The 19,222-nt window shown below is 66.2% G+C and carries 12 protein-coding genes, 2 tRNA genes and 3 rRNA genes; 10 read left to right on the top strand and 7 right to left on the bottom strand.

Annotated elements, in window-relative coordinates:
• From NBT67_RS11470 to NBT67_RS11455, 4 genes are all read left to right on the top strand, one after another.
• Window positions 1-141 (top strand): hypothetical protein, encoded by a 141-nt coding sequence (locus NBT67_RS11470; protein WP_251341847.1) that lies wholly within the window; start codon window positions 1-3, stop codon window positions 139-141.
• A gap of 125 nt (window positions 142-266) precedes the next feature.
• Window positions 267-1,772 (top strand): phenylalanine--tRNA ligase subunit alpha, encoded by a 1,506-nt coding sequence (pheS, locus tag NBT67_RS11465; protein WP_251341846.1) that lies wholly within the window; start codon window positions 267-269, stop codon window positions 1,770-1,772.
• Window positions 1,772-3,481 carry a phenylalanine--tRNA ligase subunit beta gene (pheT, locus tag NBT67_RS11460; RefSeq protein ID WP_251341845.1) on the top strand — a complete coding sequence of 570 codons (1,710 nt, stop codon included), beginning with the start codon at window positions 1,772-1,774 and terminating at the stop codon, window positions 3,479-3,481. The genes pheS and pheT overlap by 1 nt, the downstream gene beginning before the upstream one ends.
• Window positions 3,482-3,605: 124 nt before the next feature.
• Window positions 3,606-6,200 (top strand): valine--tRNA ligase, encoded by a 2,595-nt coding sequence (locus NBT67_RS11455; RefSeq protein WP_251341844.1) that lies wholly within the window; start codon window positions 3,606-3,608, stop codon window positions 6,198-6,200.
• 66 nt (window positions 6,201-6,266) lie between these two features.
• Here the strand turns inward: NBT67_RS11455 and NBT67_RS11450 are convergent, their stop codons facing one another.
• Complete coding sequence (locus tag NBT67_RS11450) at window positions 6,267-7,322, bottom strand: quinone-dependent dihydroorotate dehydrogenase (RefSeq protein WP_251341843.1); 1,056 nt, start codon at window positions 7,320-7,322, stop codon at window positions 6,267-6,269.
• A gap of 45 nt (window positions 7,323-7,367) precedes the next feature.
• Window positions 7,368-7,565: a hypothetical protein gene (locus tag NBT67_RS11445; protein WP_114584771.1), complete on the bottom strand. Its 198-nt coding sequence runs from the start codon at window positions 7,563-7,565 to the stop codon at window positions 7,368-7,370.
• A 189-nt stretch (window positions 7,566-7,754) separates the two neighbouring features.
• Here NBT67_RS11445 and NBT67_RS11440 point away from each other — a divergent pair, with 189 nt between their 5' ends.
• The 6 genes from NBT67_RS11440 (at window position 7,755) to NBT67_RS11415 (ending at window position 13,959) form a co-directional block, all read left to right on the top strand.
• Window positions 7,755-8,066 (top strand): non-histone chromosomal MC1 family protein, encoded by a 312-nt coding sequence (locus tag NBT67_RS11440; protein ID WP_251341842.1) that lies wholly within the window; start codon window positions 7,755-7,757, stop codon window positions 8,064-8,066.
• Between the two features lie 660 nt (window positions 8,067-8,726).
• Window positions 8,727-10,197: ribosomal RNA gene (locus NBT67_RS11435) — 16S ribosomal RNA — on the top strand.
• Between the two features lie 139 nt (window positions 10,198-10,336).
• Window positions 10,337-10,408, top strand: a tRNA-Ala gene (locus NBT67_RS11430).
• A 207-nt stretch (window positions 10,409-10,615) separates the two neighbouring features.
• Window positions 10,616-13,528: ribosomal RNA gene (locus NBT67_RS11425) — 23S ribosomal RNA — on the top strand.
• A 122-nt stretch (window positions 13,529-13,650) separates the two neighbouring features.
• Window positions 13,651-13,772 (top strand): 5S ribosomal RNA (rrf, locus tag NBT67_RS11420).
• The 16S, 23S and 5S rRNA genes sit together here with 2 tRNA genes alongside, the layout of an rRNA operon.
• Before the next feature lie 111 nt (window positions 13,773-13,883).
• Window positions 13,884-13,959: transfer RNA gene (locus NBT67_RS11415), tRNA-Cys, on the top strand.
• A gap of 59 nt (window positions 13,960-14,018) precedes the next feature.
• On the opposite strand, the gene NBT67_RS18265 is transcribed toward NBT67_RS11415, so the two are convergent.
• From NBT67_RS18265 to NBT67_RS11395, 5 genes are all read right to left on the bottom strand, one after another.
• The gene (locus tag NBT67_RS18265; RefSeq protein ID WP_484494554.1) at window positions 14,019-14,189 is read right to left on the bottom strand and encodes a DUF8150 family protein; all 171 of its coding nucleotides are present in this window, start codon (window positions 14,187-14,189) and stop codon (window positions 14,019-14,021) included.
• An 88-nt stretch (window positions 14,190-14,277) separates the two neighbouring features.
• A complete protein-coding gene (locus NBT67_RS11410; protein WP_251341841.1) occupies window positions 14,278-15,351 on the bottom strand; it encodes a succinylglutamate desuccinylase/aspartoacylase family protein in 1,074 nt (357 codons plus the stop codon).
• Between the two features lie 46 nt (window positions 15,352-15,397).
• Window positions 15,398-15,715 (bottom strand): hypothetical protein, encoded by a 318-nt coding sequence (locus NBT67_RS11405; RefSeq protein WP_251341840.1) that lies wholly within the window; start codon window positions 15,713-15,715, stop codon window positions 15,398-15,400.
• A gap of 38 nt (window positions 15,716-15,753) precedes the next feature.
• The gene (locus tag NBT67_RS11400; RefSeq protein ID WP_251341839.1) at window positions 15,754-17,646 is read right to left on the bottom strand and encodes an ABC transporter ATP-binding protein; all 1,893 of its coding nucleotides are present in this window, start codon (window positions 17,644-17,646) and stop codon (window positions 15,754-15,756) included.
• A 40-nt stretch (window positions 17,647-17,686) separates the two neighbouring features.
• Window positions 17,687-19,123, bottom strand: coding sequence for a receiver/sensor box histidine kinase (locus tag NBT67_RS11395; RefSeq protein ID WP_251341838.1), 1,437 nt, complete (start codon window positions 19,121-19,123; stop codon window positions 17,687-17,689).
• Window positions 19,124-19,222: the final 99 nt, after the last annotated feature.

The following is a 19,222-nucleotide window of genomic DNA, read 5'->3' as shown; positions in this document are numbered from 1 at the left end:
GTGCGACCGGATCCCACGGCTTTCAGAACGCTTTTGGCCCGCGGCGCGCATCGAACGCACATGGCGCCCGAACCCGCCACGACCGACTCGCTCGCCCGCGAAGCGACCGCGCTCGGGTTCGGGTTCTTCTTCGACGCCTGATCGTGGCCGGCGGACTCCGCCCGCGGCGGGCGGACGAAATCGGCCGATTCGGCGGGCTACGGCTCCAGGTGAGCCTTCGGAACCCCTAACTGACCGGCTCGGATGGACGTGAACAAGAACGACGCATGCAACTCCCGGAATCACAGGCCGCGGTGTTGGAAGCCGCGAGCGCGACGGAGGAACGGACCATCGAACAGTTGAGCGACGAGACGGGGCTGAAACCCGAGACGGTGACGGGCGCCGCCTTCGACCTCGAAGACGCGGGGCTCGTCGCCGTCTCCACCGCCGAGGCGGTGTCCCACGCCGTCACCGCGGAGGGCGAGCGGTACGCCGAGGCGGGGCTACCAGAGCTCCGGCTCTACCGCGCCGCGCTCTCGGCCGGCGCGGACGAGGGCCCCGTCTCGATGGGGGCCGTCATCGGCGCCGCCGACCTGGAGGGCGACGCCGTCGACATCGCCCTCGCGAACTACACCCGGAAGGGGTACGGCGACCTCGATTCGGGGCGGATCGCCGCCGACCCGGACGCGGACCCGGACGCCGACGCCGAGGCCGCCGCCCTGGCGTCGCTCGTCGCCGGCGAGGCCGTCGACGACGAGGACGCCCTCGACGGGCTCGTCCGACGCGGCCTCGTCGAGCGACGGGAGCGGGCGATCCGATCGGTCACCCTCACCGACGCGGGCGTGACCGCGCTGATGGAGGGCGTCGAGGCCGCGGAGACGGTCGACCGCCTCACGCCCGAGATGCTCGCCTCCGGCGAGTGGCGGGACGTGGAGTTCAGCGCCTACAACGTCGAGGCCGACGCGCCGGAAGAGCGGGGCGGGAAGGTCCACATCCTCCGCCAGACCGCCGAGCGCGTGAAGGACACGCTCGTCGGGATGGGCTTCCGGGAGATGGACGGCCCACACGCCGACGCGGAGTTCTGGATCAACGACTGCCTGTTCATGCCACAGGACCACCCGGCGCGCACCCACTGGGACCAGTTCGCCCTCGACGTGCCGCCCATGCGGGACATTCCGGAGGATCTGCTGGATCGGGTCCGCTCGGCCCACCTGGAGGGCGTCGGCGACGACGGCGACGGGTATCACTCGCCGTGGACCGAGGAGGTCGCCCGCGAGGTCGACCTCCGGGGCCACACCACCTCGCTGTCGATGCGCTACCTCTCCGGCCACGAGATCGGCGACCTCGAACCCCCGGAGCGCTTCTTCAGCGTCGAGAAGGTGTACCGCAACGACACGCTCGACCCGACGCACCTGCTCGAGTTCTTCCAGATCGAGGGGTGGGTGATGGCCGAGGATCTCTCGGTGCGGGACCTGATGGGCACCTTCGAGGAGTTCTACCAGCAGTTCGGCATCACCGACCTGCAGTTCAAACCCCACTACAACCCGTACACCGAGCCGAGTTTCGAACTGTTCGGCGAACACCCCGAGACGGGCGAGTTGATCGAGATCGGCAACAGCGGGATGTTCCGCGAGGAGGTCCTCCGCCCGCTGGGCGTGGACTGTGACGTGATGGCGTGGGGACTGGCGCTCGAACGACTCCTGATGCTCATGTACGGCTTCGACGACATCCGCGACGTACACGGGACGCTCTGTGATCTCGACCTCCTGCGGACCACGGAGGTGCTGCACTGATGCCCGTCGTCGACGTCGATCCCGACGAACTCCGGGACCTGACGGGTCACGAGGAGAAGAGCGACGAGGAGTTCAAGCAGGACCTGTTCGCCCTCGGCCTGGAGTTCGAGGGGGAGACCGAGGACGGCGACCTGCAACTGGAGTTCGGCCCCGACAGGCTGGATCGCCTCTCGGTCGAGGGGATCGCCCGGTCGCTCCGCTACCAGTACGGCGACGACCGCGGCGTCTACGTGCCGAACACGAACGACCCCGACTGGACGATCGAGGTGGACGAGTCGGTGCCCGAGGAGCGGCCGTACGTCACCGGCGCGGTGATCCGCGGGGTGGACCTCGACGACGACGCGCTGGACTCCCTGATCCAGTTGCAGGAGAAACTCCACGCGACGATGGGGCGCAAGCGCGCCAAGGGCGCCATCGGCATCCACGACCTGACGATGCTGAAGGGCGCGGTCCACGGCGACGAGGGCGGCAACGCCATCGCCTACCGCGGGGTCGACCCCGAGGGCGACCGGTTCGTCCCGCTGGACTCCGACCGGGAGATGACCCCCGCCGACGTGCTGACCGATCACCCGACCGGCGAGACGTACGCCGACATCGTCGAGGGGTACGAGCGCTACCCCGCCATCTACGACGAGATCGGGCTGTTCTCGTTCCCGCCGGTCATCAACGGCCGGCGGACCGAGGTGTCGACCGACTCGCGGGAACTGTTCGTCGAACTCACCGGCACGGATCAGTGGACGATCGACCGGATGTGCAACGTCATCTGTTACGCCCTCGACGCCCGCGGCGCGACGATAGAGGAGGTCGAGGTGGCGTACGAGGACGGCACGCTCGTCCGCCCGGACTTCGAGATCGAGACCAAGACCGTCGCCCACGAACGCATCGAGGGACTGCTCGGCGTCGACCTCGGCGTCGAGGAGACGGTCGACCTGTTCGAGCGGTCGGGGCTGGACGCCGCCGTCGACGAGGAGGAGGGGACGACCTACGAGGTGTCGATTCCCCCCTATCGCACCGACGTGCTTCACCCGCTGGACCTGATCGACGACGTGGGGCGGGCCTACGGGTTCAACGACCTCGATCCCCGATATCCGGACGTGGCGACCGTGGGCGGCCGACACGAGCGCTCGACGCTCGAAGCCGCCGCGCGGACGACCCTCGTCGGCCTCGGCTTCGAGGACCTGCTCGACTTCCACATGATCTCCGAGACGGAGAACTACGAGCGGATGGGCGTCGCCCCGGGATCGGACGTCGTCGGCGGCGGGGAGCCGGTGACCATCACCGAGCCCTACAGCGAGGACTACACCATGCTCCGAACGTGGGCGCTCCCCTCCCTGCTGATGGTGCTGGAGAACAACACCCACCGGGCCTACCCGCAGGACCTCGCCGACATCGGGCTCGCGGCCCGCGCGGACGACGACGAGAACACGGGCGTCGCGGAGCATCGGACGGTCGCCGCGGTCCTCGCGCGCCACGACGCGACCTACGAGGACGCGAAGGCGCGACTCGCCGCGCTGTGTCGTGACTTCGGCGTCGACCTGTCGACCCCCGCGACGGACCACCCGACGTTCATCGACGGCCGGGCTGCCGAGGTGGTGATCGACGGCGAGTCCGTCGGCGTGATCGGCGAGGTGCATCCCCGAGTGCTGGTCGAACACGACCTGGAACTCCCCGTCGCGGCGTTCGAGTTCCGGCTGGACGCGCTGGCGTAGTCGTCGCCGGGAGCGCGTGGCGCCCGATCCGGCGTTCGCCCCAGTTGGCGACGCCGGCCCGCAGCGCGGCCGGTGGGTAACCGAGGCGTTTAACACCGGTCACTCCGGTAGCGTCAGGCGAGCAATGCCGAGCGGAGAATACGACCCGGAGACGGTCGAACGACAGTGGCAGGAGCGGTGGGTCGAGGAGGATCTGTACGCCTACGGCGACGGGGCGGTAGATCCGGACACCGTCTTCTCCATCGACTCGCCGCCGCCGACGGTGTCGGGCAGCCTCCACTGGGGGCACGTCTACGGGTTCACGCTGCAGGACTTCGTCGCCCGGTACAACCGGATGCAGGGCGAGGACGTGTTCTTCCCGTTCGGCTACGACGACAACGGCATCGCCTCCGAGCGCCTCACGGAGGACGAACTCGACGTCCAACACCAGGAGTACGACCGCGACGTGTTCCAGGAGATGTGCCGCGGCGTCTGTGCGAAGTACGAGGCGGACTTCACGGAGAAGATGCAGGCGCTCGGCATCTCCATCGACTGGACCGAGACGTACCAGACCATCGAGCCGCGGGTCCAACGCATCTCGCAGCTCTCCTTCATCGACCTCTACGAGAAGGGACGGGAGTACCGCCAGCGCGCGCCCGCCATCTGGTGTCCGGACTGCGAGACCGCCATCTCGCAGGTCGAGATGGAGGACTCCGAACAGGACTCGCACTTCCACGACATCGAGTTCCCGGTCGCCGGGGCCGACGACTCCTTCACCATCTCGACGACCCGGCCCGAACTTCTCCCGGCCTGCGTGGCGGTGTTCGTCCACCCCGACGACGAGGAGAACGCGTATCTCGTCGGCGAGGAGGCCGAGATTCCGCTCTTCGGCCAGACGGTCCCCATCATCGAGGACGACCGCGTCGACATGGAGACCGGGTCGGGCATCGTGATGTGCTGTACGTTCGGCGACCAGACCGACATCGAGTGGTACCAGGCACACGACCTGCCGCTTCGCATCGCCATCGACGAGTCGGGAACGATGACCGACGTCGCCGGCGAGTACGAGGGGCTGTCCGCGGAGGAGGCCCGCGAGGCGATCGTCGAGGACCTGGACGCGGCGGGCGCCCTGCTCGATCGGCGGCCGATCACCCACGTCGTCAACGTCCACGAACGGTGTGACACGGAGATCGAGTTCCTGGTCACCGAGCAGTGGTACGTCAAACTGCTGGACAAGACCGAGGAGTATCTGGAGGCCGGGCGCTCGATGGAGTGGTTCCCGGAGAAGATGTTCACGCGGTACAAAAACTGGATCGAGGGGCTCCAGTGGGACTGGGCCATCTCCCGCCAGCGGTCGTCGGGCATCCCGTTCCCGGTCTGGTACTGTGGCGACTGCGACGCCGAGATAATCGCGGACCGCGAGCAGTTGCCGGTCGACCCGCTCTCGGACGACCCGCCGGTGGACCGCTGCCCGGAGTGTGGCCACGGCGAACTCGTCCCCGAGGACGACGTGTTCGACACGTGGGCCACCTCCTCGCTGACGCCGCTGATCAACGCGGGGTGGGAGTGGGACGGCTCGGAGATGGCGATCCAGCGACCGGAGCTCTACCCGATGAACATGCGGCCGCAGGGCCACGACATCATCTCCTTCTGGCTGTTCCACACCGTCGTCAAGTGTTACGAGCACACCGGCGAGGTGCCATTTGAGAGCGTGATGATCAACGGGATGGTGCTCGACGAGAACCGGGTGAAGATGTCGAAGTCGCTCGGCAACATCGTCTCCCCGGACGAGGTGCTGGAGGAGTACCCCGTCGACGCCGCGCGCTACTGGGCCGCCGGGAGCGCCGTCGGCGACGACCTGCCCTACAAGGAGAAGGGGCTCCGGGCGGGCGAGCGCCTGATGCGCAAGCTCTGGAACGCGTCGAAACTCGTCGACGACCTGACGCCGGAGAAGCGGCTCTCGCGTCCCGACCTCCGCGAAATCGATCGGTGGCTGCTGGCGGAACTCGACGAGCAGATCGAGACCGTCACCGGCCACTTCGAGCGCCGGGAGTTCTCGAAGGCCCGCGACAGCCTCCGCTCCTTTTTCTGGCACACGTTCTGTGACGACTACCTCGAAATCGCGAAACAGCGGCTCCGCGACGGCGAGGACCGGTCGGCCGCCTACACGCTCCAGACCGCCCACCGGCGGTTCTGCAAGCTGTTCGCGCCCATCCTCGCCCACGTCACCGAGGAACTGTGGCGGGACATGTACGACGGCGGGAGCGTCCACACGACCGACTGGCCGGCCCCGCTGGGAGTCGAGGCCGACCTCGACGCCGGCGAGCGGGCGATGGCCGTCGTGGCGGCGCTCCGGAAGTACAAGACCGACCACCAGCTGTCGATGAACGCCGACGTCGACGCCGTTCGGGTGTACGGCGACGTGGCCGACTTCGCCGACGACATCCGGCGCGTGATGCACGTCGCCGAACTGGAGTCGGTCGACGAGGAGCCGCCGGTCGAGTCCGTCGTGACCGGGATCGACCTCGACTACTCGCTCGTCGGTCCCGAGTTCGGCGAACGCGTCTCCGACATCGAGGCCGCGATCGCCGAGGGCGACTACGAAATCGAGGACGGCCGCCTGTACGTCGCGGACGCCGAACTCGACCCCGAGATGTTCGAGATCGAGGAGGAACGGCAGTACGCGGGCGACGGCGAGATGGTCGAGGCGGGCGAGACGGTCGTCATCGTCCGGAACTGAGCGGGTTCCCGAGTCGCCCCGGGTCGCCACCCCGCGAATCTCCCGTGACGTCCCGGGGGAGCGTTCTCACAGGTCCGCGCCGACGGCCGCCTCGACGGAGTCGAAGCCGTCCCGCTCCAGCAGGTCGAGCAGACCGCGGTTGATGTCGCGCGCGAGGCTCGGCCCCTCGTACACCAGTCCGGTGTACAACTGGACGACGCTCGCGCCCGCCCGGATCTTGCGGTAGGCGCCCGCGGCGTCGGTGATCCCGCCGACCCCGACGACGGGCACGTCGGTGCGCTCCGCGATGAACCTGATCGTTCCGGTGGCGCGCTCCTCGATGGGTTTACCCGAGAGGCCGCCACGCTCGGCCCGGTTCGGGCTTCGGAGCCCCGGCGGCCGGTCGACGGTGGTGTTGGTCGCGACGACGCCGTCGAGGTCCAGGTCGTCGACGACGGCCAGGGCCTCCTCGATGGCCGGGGCCGCGAGGTCCGGGGAGAGTTTCACCAGCAGCGGGTCGGCGCCGGCGTCGACGAGGCCGCCCAGGATCGCTTCGAGCGACTCGCGGTTCTGGAGGTCGCGCAGCCCCGGCGTGTTCGGGCTGGAGACGTTCACGACGAAGTAGTCGCCGGCGTCGGCGACGCGGTCGTAGGTGTAGCGGTAGTCGGCCGGCGCCTCGTCCAGCGGCGTCGACTTCGACTTGCCGATGTTGATCCCGACGGGCGCGTCGGGCAGGTCGGTCCCGTCGAGTCGGGCACCGATCCGGTCGGCGCCCTCGTTGTTGAACCCCATGCGGTTGATCAGGGCGCCGTCCTCCGGGAGGCGAAACAGCCGCGGCCGCGGGTTGCCCGGCTGGCGCTCGGCGGTGACGCCGCCCACTTCGACGTGGCCGAAGCCGAGCGCCGTCAGGACCGACGGCAACTCGGCGTTCTTGTCGAAGCCGGCGGCGACGCCGACGGGGGTGTCGAAGCGGCAGCCGAACGCCTCGGTCGCCAGGCGGTCGTCGTCGACGACGTAGCGGTCACGGAGCCAGTCCTCGACGGACGTCCCCTGTGCGGCGCGAAGCAGTCGGTGGGTGGCCCGATGGGCCGTCTCGGCGGGGAGCGCGAACAGGAGCGGTTTGCACAGGTCGTACCCCCTCATCGCCGTATCGTCCGTCCGCCGCCGCGGTCACGAGCGCTCATCGATTCAGAAGTCGTGTTCGACGTCGTCCGGGTCGGCCTTCTGGATGATGATCTTGCCGTCGCGCACCCGGACGAACACCTCGTCGCCGATCTCCATTCCGGCCACGGCGAGTTCGTCTTCGTGCAGGTTGACGTGGACGTTGTGGTATTCGCCGTTCTCGTCCTTGGCGCCGCTTGGACTGAGCTTCTTTTTCCGGACCATCGGGGGTGTCTAGCCCCCTTTGGCCGCAGGACACACATAAGTGTTGTCTACTGCTGGACGCGACGAGTCGCGCGTCGTCGGGAACGGCCGTTCGGCCGGGGGATTTATATTCGTCGCCCGGACGAGCCCTCGCTTTGCCGATATATTTATGTTGTGGCATGTGTTCGATTCCCATAGAGGTGCAAAATCATGGTACGAGAGGACGGTAAGCGGAACTTCGTGATGCGCGAGGACGGCGAGGAGGACAGCGTGTTCTCGGGGAACATGCCCCGGCAGGCCGCCCTGAAGGCGGCGCGGCGACTCCCTCCGGCGAGTTCGGAGTCGGACGCCGAGGCCAACCCAACCGAAATCCGGCTCCGGGAGAAGGGGACGGACAAGGTACACATCTTCGACGCGTGGGCGTGGGAACAGGACGCGCCGGACGACAAACCCGACTGGATGGGTGACCGGATCACGAAAGGCAACGTCTCGAAGAAAGGCATCGAACACCTCGACGAGTGACGGGCGGACGCGCCGGGAGCGTGCGGGCGAGCAGTGCCGACAGGGCTTTGGCCATGCGCCGAGCACGTCCCGCCGCGCGGCCGCTCCCCGGCGGGACCATCCGTACGAGCGGGGGATGACCGCCCGGTCTCCAGCCGCGCGACATCTCCGTCCTCTCGGCCGACGTCTCGTGGCCCACTCCCATGCAATCGAGTGACGATGCTCCTCCACTTCGACGGTCTTATTTATGCCACCGTTCTCCACAGTAGTACGCGCGTCGTCGGCGCCGATCCGTCGCCCCGGATCCGATCCGGGGTGAGTCGTGATCGGCAGCCGGCGGCGGAACGCTTCCGACGCCCTTAAGTGTATAAGGGGGTTCGGTGGTAATGCGAAGGGCGAGGGCGACGGTGCCCTCGGCCTCACCCGGACCGGTCAGATCGACCGGGGCGATCCCGCGCCCGATCAACGGGCTTATGTGGATCGCCCCCGTCGGTTCAGGTCCGGACGAAACATGAGGATTCCACCCCTGCGGTCCGCCGTAAGCCGGAATCTGATGTGAGCCTTGGTGGTTCGGTGTCACCCGGTCGACGCGGTGACTCGAACCACGGACCTCAGTGGTCTATACGACGCGGAGACTCTCTACGAGTCTCCCCGCCACCCCTCACTCGCAAGAGTGAGCCCATTCCGGTTGATCCTGCCGGAGGCCATTGCTATCGGGGTCCGATTTAGCCATGCTAGTTGTACGAGTTCACACTCGTAGCAAATAGCTCCGTAACACGTGGCCAAACCACCCTACAGAGGCCGATAACCTCGGGAAACTGAGGCTAATAGGTCATACCCGTCTCACGCTGGAATGCCGAGACGCGCAAACGCTCACGCGCTGTAGGACGTGGCTGCGGCCGATTAGGTAGACGGTGGGGTAACGGCCCACCGTGCCGATAATCGGTACGGGTTGTGAGAGCAAGAGCCCGGAGACGGAATCTGAGACAAGATTCCGGGCCCTACGGGGCGCAGCAGGCGCGAAACCTTTACACTGCACGCAAGTGCGATAAGGGGACCCCGAGTGCGAGGGCATACAGTCCTCGCTTTTCAGTACCGTAGGGAGGTACTGGAATAAGAGCTGGGCAAGACCGGTGCCAGCCGCCGCGGTAATACCGGCAGCTCGAGTGATGGCCGATCTTATTGGGCCTAAAGCGTTCGTAGCCGGCCGAGCAAGTCCATCGGGAAATCCGCCAGCCCAACTGGCGGGCGTCCGGTGGAAACTGCCCGGCTTGGGACCGGAAGACCCGAAGGGTACGTCTTGGGTAGGAGTGAAATCCCGTAATCCTGGACGGACCGCCGATGGCGAAAGCACTTCGGGAAGACGGATCCGACGGTGAGGGACGAAAGCCAGGGTCTCGAACCGGATTAGATACCCGGGTAGTCCTGGCCGTAAACGATGTCTGCTAGGTGTGGCTCCCACTACGAGTGGGTGTTGTGCCGCAGGGAAGCCGCTAAGCAGACCGCCTGGGAAGTACGTCCGCAAGGATGAAACTTAAAGGAATTGGCGGGGGAGCACTACAACCGGAGGAGCCTGCGGTTTAATTGGACTCAACGCCGGACATCTCACCAGCATCGACAACGGTAATGACGGTCAGGTTGATGACCTTTCCAGAGCCGTTGAGAGGAGGTGCATGGCCGCCGTCAGCTCGTACCGTGAGGCGTCCTGTTAAGTCAGGCAACGAGCGAGACCCGCACTCCTAATTGCCAGCACCGGGTTCGCCCGGGTGGGTACATTAGGAGGACTGCCGTGGCCAACACGGAGGAAGGAACGGGCAACGGTAGGTCAGTATGCCCCGAATGTGCTGGGCTACACGCGGGCTACAATGGCCGAGACAATGGGTTCCCACCTCGAAAGAGGACGGTAATCTCCTAAACTCGGTCGTAGTTCGGATTGAGGGCTGAAACCCGCCCTCATGAAGCTGGATTCGGTAGTAATCGCGTGTCAGCAGCGCGCGGTGAATACGTCCCTGCTCCTTGCACACACCGCCCGTCAAAGCACCCGAGTGGGGTCCGGATGAGGCCGTCGCACGACGGTCGAATCTGGGCTCCGCAAGGGGGCTTAAGTCGTAACAAGGTAGCCGTAGGGGAATCTGCGGCTGGATCACCTCCTACTGACCGGGACCTCCCACACGGGAGGCCCACCACACGACCACGCAGTCCACGGATCGACCACCGCATCGACCGGGCACCTTAGAACCACCACGGCTCACACTCTCACCCACACCACCGCGTCCCCCTTCTCGGGGACCGGGCCCGTAGCTCAGCGGTAGAGCACCTCCTTTGCAAGGAGGACGCCCTGGGTTCGAATCCCAGCGGGTCCATGCCAGCCCGCCGCGCCGGATCGCACGCCTTAAGTGCGTGACGGCGCTCGGTTGGGCTACGCAAGACCGATGCACCATCCCGTGCGAACGCGGATGGGAAGGGTCGAACGCTCTCGCGTCCACGAGAGCGTGATGAAACCGTATGTACGTGCGATCCAGGCGTCCACTGGACCCGACAGTCAAACCGGGTCACTAGTGTGACAACCATCAATCTGGCTACTGTGCCAGCTGGTGAATGGCTCGGCTCGAGAGCCGACGACGGACGTGCCAAGCTGCGATAAGCCTCGGGGACCTGCATGGAAGGAAAGAACCGAGGATTTCCGAATGGGAATCCCCTCGCAATTGCCTCGCGCAATGGGGAACGCTCCGAATTGAAACATCTCAGTAGGAGCCGGAAGAGAACGCAAACCGCGATCCCGTCAGTAACCGCGAGTGAACGCGGGCCAGCCCAAACCGAATCTCTCACGAGACATGTGGTGTCGGCTGACTCTCAGCGTCCGACCCGTCCCGAGAAGTCTCCTGAAACGGAGCGCGATACAGGGTGACAGCCCCGTATCGGGATGCAGTACGACGTGCGTCAGTCCACGAGTAGCGGGGATTGGATATTCCTCGTGAAGGTCCCAGGCATCAACTGGGAAGGCTAAATACTCCTCGAGACCGATAGCGAACAAGTAGCGTGAGCGAACGCTGAAAAGTATCCCGAGAAGGGAACTGAAATAGAGCCTGAACTCAGCTGGCGATCGAGCGACGGGGCACGAAAGGTCCCTCGACGAACGACCGGAGGGCGACCTCTCAGTAGGACTCGAGGGAAGCCGGTGTTCCGTCGTGCGTTTTGAAAAACGAACCAGGGAGTGCACTTGCTCGGCGAGCCTAACTCGACCATCGAGGAAGGCGCAGGGAAACCGATACGAGCGCAGCATTGCCAGGCTCACCGTGTTCAAGCGCGGGGAGTCGAGCGGGTGCGACCCGAAACCGGGTGATCTACGCGTGGGCAGGGTGAAGCGTGCCGAAAGGCACGTGGAGGCCCGTTAGGGGTGGTGTCCTACAATACCCTCCCGTGACCTATGCGTAGGGGTGAAAGGCCCATCGAACCCGGCAACAGCTGGTTCCAGCCGAAACATGTCGAAGCATGACCTCACCTGAGGTAGTCCGCGAGGTAGAGCCACCGATTGGATGACCCGCCTCCGAGAGGAGTCGGCCATCCTGTCGAACTCCGAACTTGCGGACGCCGCAGACGGTGGGAGTCCGGTGTGCGGGGTAAGCCTGTGCACCGTAAGGGAGACAACCCAGCGGTAGGTTAAGGTCCCCAAGTGTGGATTAAGTGCGATCGAAGGTGGTCCCGAGCCCTAGACAGCCGGGAGGTGAGCTTAGAAGCAGCTACCCTCTAAGAAAAGCGTAACAGCTTACCGGCCGAGGTTCGGGGCGCCCAAAATGATCGGGGCTCAAATCCACCACCGAGACCTATCCGGTCCCATCACAGGGACATCGCGTAGGCTGGCACGCCGCTCGGACGGAAGCGCGGGCGAGAGTTCGCGTGGACCGAGTGGTGACGATAATCCTGGTCACAGTAGCAGCGATAGTCGGGTGTGACACCCGACGGCCTTACGAGCAAGGGTTCCTCGGCACTGCTAATCAGCCGAGGGTTAGCCGATCCTAAGTCCCGCCGTAACTCGACCGGGACAACGGGGAAACTGGTTAACATTCCAGTGCCACCACACGCTGAAAGTCGACGCTTTGGGGACAACCGAGCCGGGTTCTCGCCCGGTCGAATCAGGTACCGCCGTGGAAGCCGTAACGGCAGGAAGCGGCCGAACCCTGAGATAGTGTAAATCGGTCGTACCTAGAGCCCGTGAAAAGACGAGTGTGGTGATCGTACCGAGATCCGACACAGGTGCTCTGCCGGCGAAAGGCAAGGCCCGTCGGGAGCAACCGGCGTTAGGGAATTCGGCAAGTTAGTCCCGTACGTTCGCAATAAGGGATGCCTGCTCTGTGCAAGAGCAGGTCGCAGTGACTCGGGCGCTCCGACTGTCTAGTAACAACATAGGTGACCGCAAATCCGCAAGGACTCGTACGGTCACTGAATCCTGCCCAGTGCGGGTATCTGAACACCTCGTACAAGAGGACGAAGGACCCGTCAACGGCGGGGGTAACTATGACCCTCTTAAGGTAGCGTAGTACCTTGCCGCTTCAGTAGCGGCTTGCATGAATGGATCAACGAGAGCGCCACTGTCCCAACGCTGGGCCCGGTGAACTGTACGTTCCAGTGCGGAGTCTGGAGACCCCCAAGGGGAAGCGAAGACCCTATAGAGCTTTACTGCAGGCTGTCGCTGAGACGTGGTCGCTACTGTGCAGCATAGGTAGGAGGCGGTACACAGGTACCCGCGCTAGCGGGCCACCGAGCCAGCATTGAAATACTACCCGGTAGTGACTGCGACTCTCACTCCTGGCGGAGGACACCGGTAGCCGGGCAGTTTGACTGGGGCGGTACGCGCTCGAAAAGATATCGAGCGCGCCCGATGGTCTCCTCATCCGGGTCGGAAACCCGGAAGAGAGCGCAAGAGCACAAGGAGGCCTGACAGTGTTCTTCCCAACGAGGAACGCTGACGCGAAAGCGTGGTCTAGCGAACCCACGAGGCTCATTCATGGGGCCCGTGGATGACAGAAAAGCTACCTTAGGGATAACAGAGTCGTCACTCGCAAGAGCACATATCGACCGAGTGGCTTGCTACCTCGATGTCGGTTCCCTCCATCCTGCCCGTGCAGAAGCGGGCAAGGGTGAGGTTGTTCGCCTATTAAAGGAGGTCGTGAGCTGGGTTTAGACCGTCGTGAGACAGGTCGGCTGCTATCTATTGGGGGTGTGACGGTACCTGACGGGAACAGGCGTATAGTACGAGAGGAACTCCGCCTGGGTGCCACTGGTGTACCGGTTGTCCGAAAGGGCAGTTGCCGGGCAGCCACGCACCACGGGGTAAGAGCTGAACGCATCTAAGCTCGAAACCCACCTGGAAAAGAGGTACCACCGAGGACACTCGTAGAAGACGAGTTAGATAGACTCGGGGTGTACGCGCCGAGGCAACGAGGCGTTCAGCCCGCGAGCACTAACAGTCCGAGCCACATTCATTGGACATCGCACTGTGATCCGATTTGACTGTCGGGTCCAGGCGCTAACTGGATCGCACGTACATACGGTTTCGGACGGACCGACCCTGGTGTGACGGCGGTTCGATTCCGTCGGTCGGCATGAAGGCGGCCAGAGCGGCGGGGACACACCCGTACCCATCCCGAACACGGACGTTAAGCCCGCCTGCGTATCGAGCAGTACTGGAGTGGGCGACCCTCTGGGAGTCTCGGTTCGCCGCCTCACCACTCATACTGCAGTTTTCGTACCCACGAGCGACGGGGCTCCCCGTCGCCGCCGTTCGACTCCGACAGCGACCGCTAGGCTTAAGCGACGGACGCGGATAGTGTTCGGTGCGCCAAGGTGGCAGAGTCCGGCCTAACGCAGCGGCCTGCAGAGCCGCCCATCGCCGGTTCAAATCCGGCCCTTGGCTTTCCATTCGTCGCAGCACCGCTCGCTTCGAGGACGATGTACGGCTCTCAGGGCCCCCGTCTACTCCGAATCGTCGTCGGACGCGTCGCTCACTTCGAGGATTTTCGCCGCCGCGTCTTCCACGTGCTGCTGGTGGGAAGCCGACGTCCGTACGCTCTGGGCCGCATCGAGTCGGTCGTTGACGACCGCGTTCTGCTGTGGTCCCCACGTCTCGGGGGGCTCGGATTCGATGTATTCGACCCAGCGCTTGATGCTCGGCGGTCTCCTCGTCGATCCGTTCGATGAGGACGTCGACGTCTTCGGTGGACCGGGCCCGCTTTCACTCGGCCGCCTCCTCGTCGGCCATCCACCGCTGCCCGTAGGAGCGGTAGCCGTCGAACTCCCCGCGACCGATCTCGCGCTCGATCTCCTCGCGCGTCTCGTCGCTGATCCGGACGAGGTGACAGAGGGGGTGGCCGGGAAGGGCGACGGGGTTCTCGAGGACGCCGACGATCAGGCCGGTGAAGGGCGCCTCCACCGCGTGTTCCTCGTCCTTGAAGTGATCGGAGATGGTACAGATCGTCTCGCCCGCGTGGACGAGCGGATTCGGCCCCCACGTCATGTCGACCAGTCCCCCCGTATCCGCCCGCAGCCAACGTTTCTCCTCGGTCGGACCGATGACCTTCCGCCAGGCCGGTTCGGTCACGGTCCCGTCGGGATAGACGCCGTACTCGGCGAGGACGCTCTCGACGCCGTCGAGGGCCTTCTCGATCAGGCCTGGCTGGAACCGGTGGGCCTTCCCCATCTCGACGGTGAGCGTCGGGACGCCGTTCCGGGAGGCGACGCCGCGGAGCGACCCCTCGTCACCCTCGCCGGAGAGGATGACGTTGGTGCCGAAGGCCTCGGCGAGTCGTTCGACCGCCGGGTCGTCGACGTCGGCCCGGGCGTGGTACATCGTGGTCCGGTTCCGGGTCGACGTGTGGAAGTCGAGGCCGAGGTCACACTGGCTGACGAACCGCTGATAGACGCGGTGAGCCATCCGCTCGGCGGTGTTCGACCGCTCCTTGCCCGGGAACGAGCGGTTGAGATCCTGATCGTAGATGGGCAGGTATCGCTGCTGAGCGTGGTAGCCGGGGACGTTCACGACGTGGAGGAGGACGAGCGTCCCGTGGAGGTCGCCAGGACGGTAGCGATCCGCGACCTCCTGTAACACCTTGACGCCGTTGAGTTCGTCGCCGTGGATCGCCGCGGTCATGAAGACGCGCGGCCCCGTCGCCGCGCCGTTGATGATCGTCACGGGAAGTTCGACCGGGTCGCCGAGATACGTCTCGCTCACCTCGACGCGGAACTGCCGCTTCTCTCCGGGAGACACCTCGGCGTCGACGCGGAAGGGACGGGGCTGATCGTCGGCCATGCGTCGTCGGACGCGGGGGAGGGTAAAGGGCGTTCCCTCGTCGCCGTCAGGCGCGGTTCTCGTCGAGAGCGCGGTCGATCCCTCGTTCGATCGCCGCGTCCTCGTCGGCGCCGTCGTCGACGGCCGCCTCGTAGCCCGCGGTGAAGGCGTCCATCACGTCCTTCGCGAGTTCGCGGACGTCGGCCTCGGTGGGCTGGACGTTGTCGACGGCCGTCGACTCCCCGGCCTCCTCGTCGACGATCCACACCTCGAAGTCGCCGCTCCGATCGGGCGTGGGCTGGAACTTCACCTCGACCTCGACGGTTCGGTTCTCGTACTCCCGGCGTCCGGTTTTCAGCCAGCCGTCGGGCACTGCTCGGCTCATGGCCGACACTGGGGCCGTAATCGGGATAAGCGTATCCGTCAGTCGTCGGCGACGGTCGCGGTGTCGGACTGGGCGTGCCAGAGGGCGGCGTAGTCGCCCTCGTCGGCGAGGAGGTCGGCGTGTGTCCCCGACTCGACGATTTCGCCGTCCTCCATGACGACGATGCGGTCGGCGTCGCGGATGGTCGAGAGGCGGTGGGCGATGACGAACGCGGTGCGGTCCTCGACGAGGCGGTCGAGGCTCTCCTGGATGCGCTCTTCGGTTTCGGTGTCGACGTCGCTGGTCGCCTCGTCGAAGACGATGATGGCGGGGTCGTTGAGGACGGCGCGGGCGATGGCGAGGCGCTGGCGCTGCCCGCCGGAGAGCTTGACGCCGCGCTCGCCGACGAGCGTGTCGTAGCCGTCGGGGAGGTCCGCGATGAACTCGTGGGCTTCGGCCGCCGTCGCCGCCTCGACGACGCGGTCGCGGGCGGTGTCGTCGTCGCGTCGCTCGGCTTCCAGCGCGTCCCGGTCGCCGTAGGCGACGTTCTCGGCGACGGTCCCCGAGAAGAGGTAGGGATTCTGTTCGACGACGGCGATCTCCTCGCGAAGCGCGCCGAGGTCGTACTCCCGCACGTCGACGCCGTCGATCCGGACGGCGCCCTCGTCGACGTCGTGAAACCGCGGCAGGAGCTTCACGAGCGTCGACTTCCCGGCTCCGGTGGTGCCCGCGAGGCCGACGGTCGCCCCGGCGGGCACGTCGAGGGAGACGTCCCGGAGGACCGGGTCGCGGTCGCCGTAACCGAAGGTGACGTCCTCGACGGCGACGTCGCCGTCGACCCGCTCCGGCCGGTACGGGTCGTCGGGCGTCGTCACCGTGGGCTCGCGGTCGAGGAGGCCGAACACCCGTTCGGCGCTGGACTTCGCGAGCTGGTACTTGTTCGCGGACTTCCCGACACGGCGCATCGGCGAGTAGAGGCGCCGGAGGTAGAGAAAGAAGAGGGCGAAGCTCCCGGCGGTGAGCGCCCCCTCGACGCCGGCGATGTTGTCCATGCCGCCGACGTAGAGGACGAGGACGAACACGACGCCGGTGAGCAGGCGGAGGGTGGCGAAGAAGGCCCGGCGGATCCGGAGGGCGCCGACCTTCTCGTCGTGGTAGTCCTGGCTCCGCTCGGCCACCCGGTCGCGCTCGAAGGCGTAGCGGTTGAACGTCTTGATGACCGCGGCGCCGCCGAGGTTGTTCTCGAGGCGGGTGTTGAGGCGGGCGACGGACTCCCGGATCGACTTGTATCGGGGTTCGATCCAGGTGAGAAAGCGGCCGCTCGCGACGCCGATGAGGGGGACGGGCGCGAGGGCGATCAGGGCGAGTTTCGGCGAGTAGTGCCAGAGGACGACGGCGATGCCCCCGACGGTGGCGACGACGCGGATCACCTGCCGGAACTCGGTATTGAGGAACTGCTCCAACCTGTTGACGTCGCTGTTGAGCACCGACATCATCGCGCCGGTCTGGTGGTCGACGAAGAAGTCCATCGAGAGGTGCTGGAGGTGGTCGTAGGTGTCGTTCCGGAGGTCGCGCTGGATCTTCTGGGCTCCCGACTGGAGGAGGTACCGCGAGCCGAACCGGGTGACCGACCGGACGAGGTAGGCGAGCGCCGCGATGACCACCAGCCGTTCGAGGAGGGCGGTCCGGGCCGCCTCCCCGACGATGGGGTCGGCGGGGAGCAGTCCCAGCCGGGCCAGCAGCCCCGGATCGGTCGGGCCGTTGATGACGCGGTCGATGGCGGTGGCGACGAGAATCGGGGGGACCAGGCGGGCGAAGCGGGTACAGAAGGAGGCGAGGACGCCGGCGGTCAGTCGCGGCCAGTACGGGACGGCGTAGGCCAGCAGGCTCACCATCGGGTGGCCGTCGAGGCTCTCCCGGACGTCCTCGAAGCCCCCGTGTTCGTCGGCCATCGACGCGCGGTACTCGACGGACGGTCAAGTACTGTGGGGTTCAGCCCCGCTGCAGTTCGACGCAGAACACGGCGCCCCTGGGGTCGTTGTCCTCGATCCAGACCGACCCGCCGTACGTGTCGACGAGGTTGTCGACGAGATAGAGGCCGAGACCGCTCCCGGGGCTCTCCAGTCCCTTCTCGCCCCGGCCGAACACCTCGCGCTTGCGCGCGTCGGGGATGCCGGGGCCGTTGTCGGCGACCCGGACGACGACGGTGTCCTCGCGCACCTCGACGTCGACGTCGATTTCGACGTCGGAACTGTCGTTGTGGAAGACGGCGTTGTCGAGGAGGTTGCCGAAGACCGAGGAGAGGACGGCGGTGGCCCGGACGGACACCTCGGGCAGGTCGTCGTCGCCGCGGATCGTGATCGACTGCGAGCGGTAGTCGAAGTTCGAGCGCACGCGGTCGATTTCCGTCCGGAGTATCGCCTCGAGCGACACCGATTCGAGTTCGGGGTCGGTCGTCCCCAGAATCTCGATGAGGTCGCCGACCGCCTCGGTGAGTTCCTTGGTGTGGGTCGCGGCGGTCATGATCCGCTCGAAGGCGTCCTCGTCCTCGGGCGAGATCCGGTCCGCGAGTTCGCCGCCCCACCCCAGCGCGACCGACATGTCGTTGCGGATGTCGTGGCGAACGATCTGATTGAGGAGGGCGAGTCGGTTGCGCTCGGTTTCGAGGTTGCGCTCGGCCCGCTTGCGGTCGGTCACGTCCTGCTGGAAGCCGACGAAGTAGGTTGCGTCGCCGTCCGCACCGAATATCGGGGCGATGGTCACCTGGTTCCAGAACTCCTCGCCGTTGGGACGGTAGTTGCGCACCTCGACGGTCACGGGCTTCCGGTCGGCGACCGCCCGGCGCATCCGGGCGACCGCCTCGGGGTCGGTGTTCGGCCCCTGCAGGAACCGGCAGTTCCGCCCCACCACCTCCTCGACGGGGTAGCCCGTGATGCGCTCGAAGGCGGCGTTGGCGTAGATGACCGGATTGTCGGGCAGCGAGGGGTTCGAGATGGTGATTCCCACCGGCGCCTCGTCCATGGCCCGTTCCTTGAGTCGGAGGTCGACGACCGACTCCGGCCCCGTCCCCGCCTCCCGGTTCAGATCGGCGTGTGCCAGGACGGCGTACCGGTCGCCGTCGTGGGTCAGCGCCGCGAGGTGGACTCGCAGTCCGTCGCCGTCCTCGTCGGCGTGGTACGACAGGTCGGTCCCGGGGTGCCCGGCGCCGTCGAGCAGCGACCGCAGACGGGTGGCGATCACCGGCACCTGGTCGTTCGACGCCCGGGTGATCGCGTCGAGATACGGCCGGTCGCCGTCCCCGGGCACGAGCGGGTGGTCGCGGTTCTCGGCGAACGCACGCCAGGACGCGTTCGACTCGACGATCCGCCCCGACTCGTCGATCACCGCGATCCGGTCGGGGAGGGCATCGAGCACGGCCTGAGTTAGCATGCTTTCGTGGTCACGGGCGGTCCCTGGTGGGCCACCGTATTAGAACTGTTCGCTCGTGGCCGCGCGACCGGCTGACGCGCTCCCGGACGCGTGGAGGGC

Source organism: Haloplanus sp. GDY1 (assembly GCF_023703775.1).
Classification (GTDB): domain Archaea; phylum Halobacteriota; class Halobacteria; order Halobacteriales; family Haloferacaceae; genus Haloplanus; species Haloplanus halophilus.
The sequence above is the reverse complement of the archived record's forward strand: the minus strand, read 5'-3'. Positions and strand labels throughout refer to the sequence as shown.

Bases quoted from the DNA above. Each gene is read 5' to 3' on its own strand.
- pheS (WP_251341846.1), top strand. From the start codon at position 267: ATGCAACTCCCGGAATCACAGGCCGCGGTGTTGGAAGCCGCGAGCGCG.
- NBT67_RS11450 (WP_251341843.1), bottom strand. From the start codon at position 7,322: ATGAGGGGGTACGACCTGTGCAAACCGCTCCTGTTCGCGCTCCCCGCC.
- NBT67_RS11455 (WP_251341844.1), top strand. From the start codon at position 3,606: ATGCCGAGCGGAGAATACGACCCGGAGACGGTCGAACGACAGTGGCAG.
- pheT (WP_251341845.1), top strand. From the start codon at position 1,772: ATGCCCGTCGTCGACGTCGATCCCGACGAACTCCGGGACCTGACGGGT.
- NBT67_RS11400 (WP_251341839.1), bottom strand. From the start codon at position 17,646: ATGGCCGACGAACACGGGGGCTTCGAGGACGTCCGGGAGAGCCTCGAC.
- NBT67_RS11445 (WP_114584771.1), bottom strand. From the start codon at position 7,565: ATGGTCCGGAAAAAGAAGCTCAGTCCAAGCGGCGCCAAGGACGAGAAC.
- NBT67_RS11405 (WP_251341840.1), bottom strand. From the start codon at position 15,715: ATGAGCCGAGCAGTGCCCGACGGCTGGCTGAAAACCGGACGCCGGGAG.
- NBT67_RS11410 (WP_251341841.1), bottom strand. From the start codon at position 15,351: ATGGCCGACGATCAGCCCCGTCCCTTCCGCGTCGACGCCGAGGTGTCT.
- NBT67_RS11440 (WP_251341842.1), top strand. From the start codon at position 7,755: ATGGTACGAGAGGACGGTAAGCGGAACTTCGTGATGCGCGAGGACGGC.
- NBT67_RS11395 (WP_251341838.1), bottom strand. From the start codon at position 19,123: ATGCTAACTCAGGCCGTGCTCGATGCCCTCCCCGACCGGATCGCGGTG.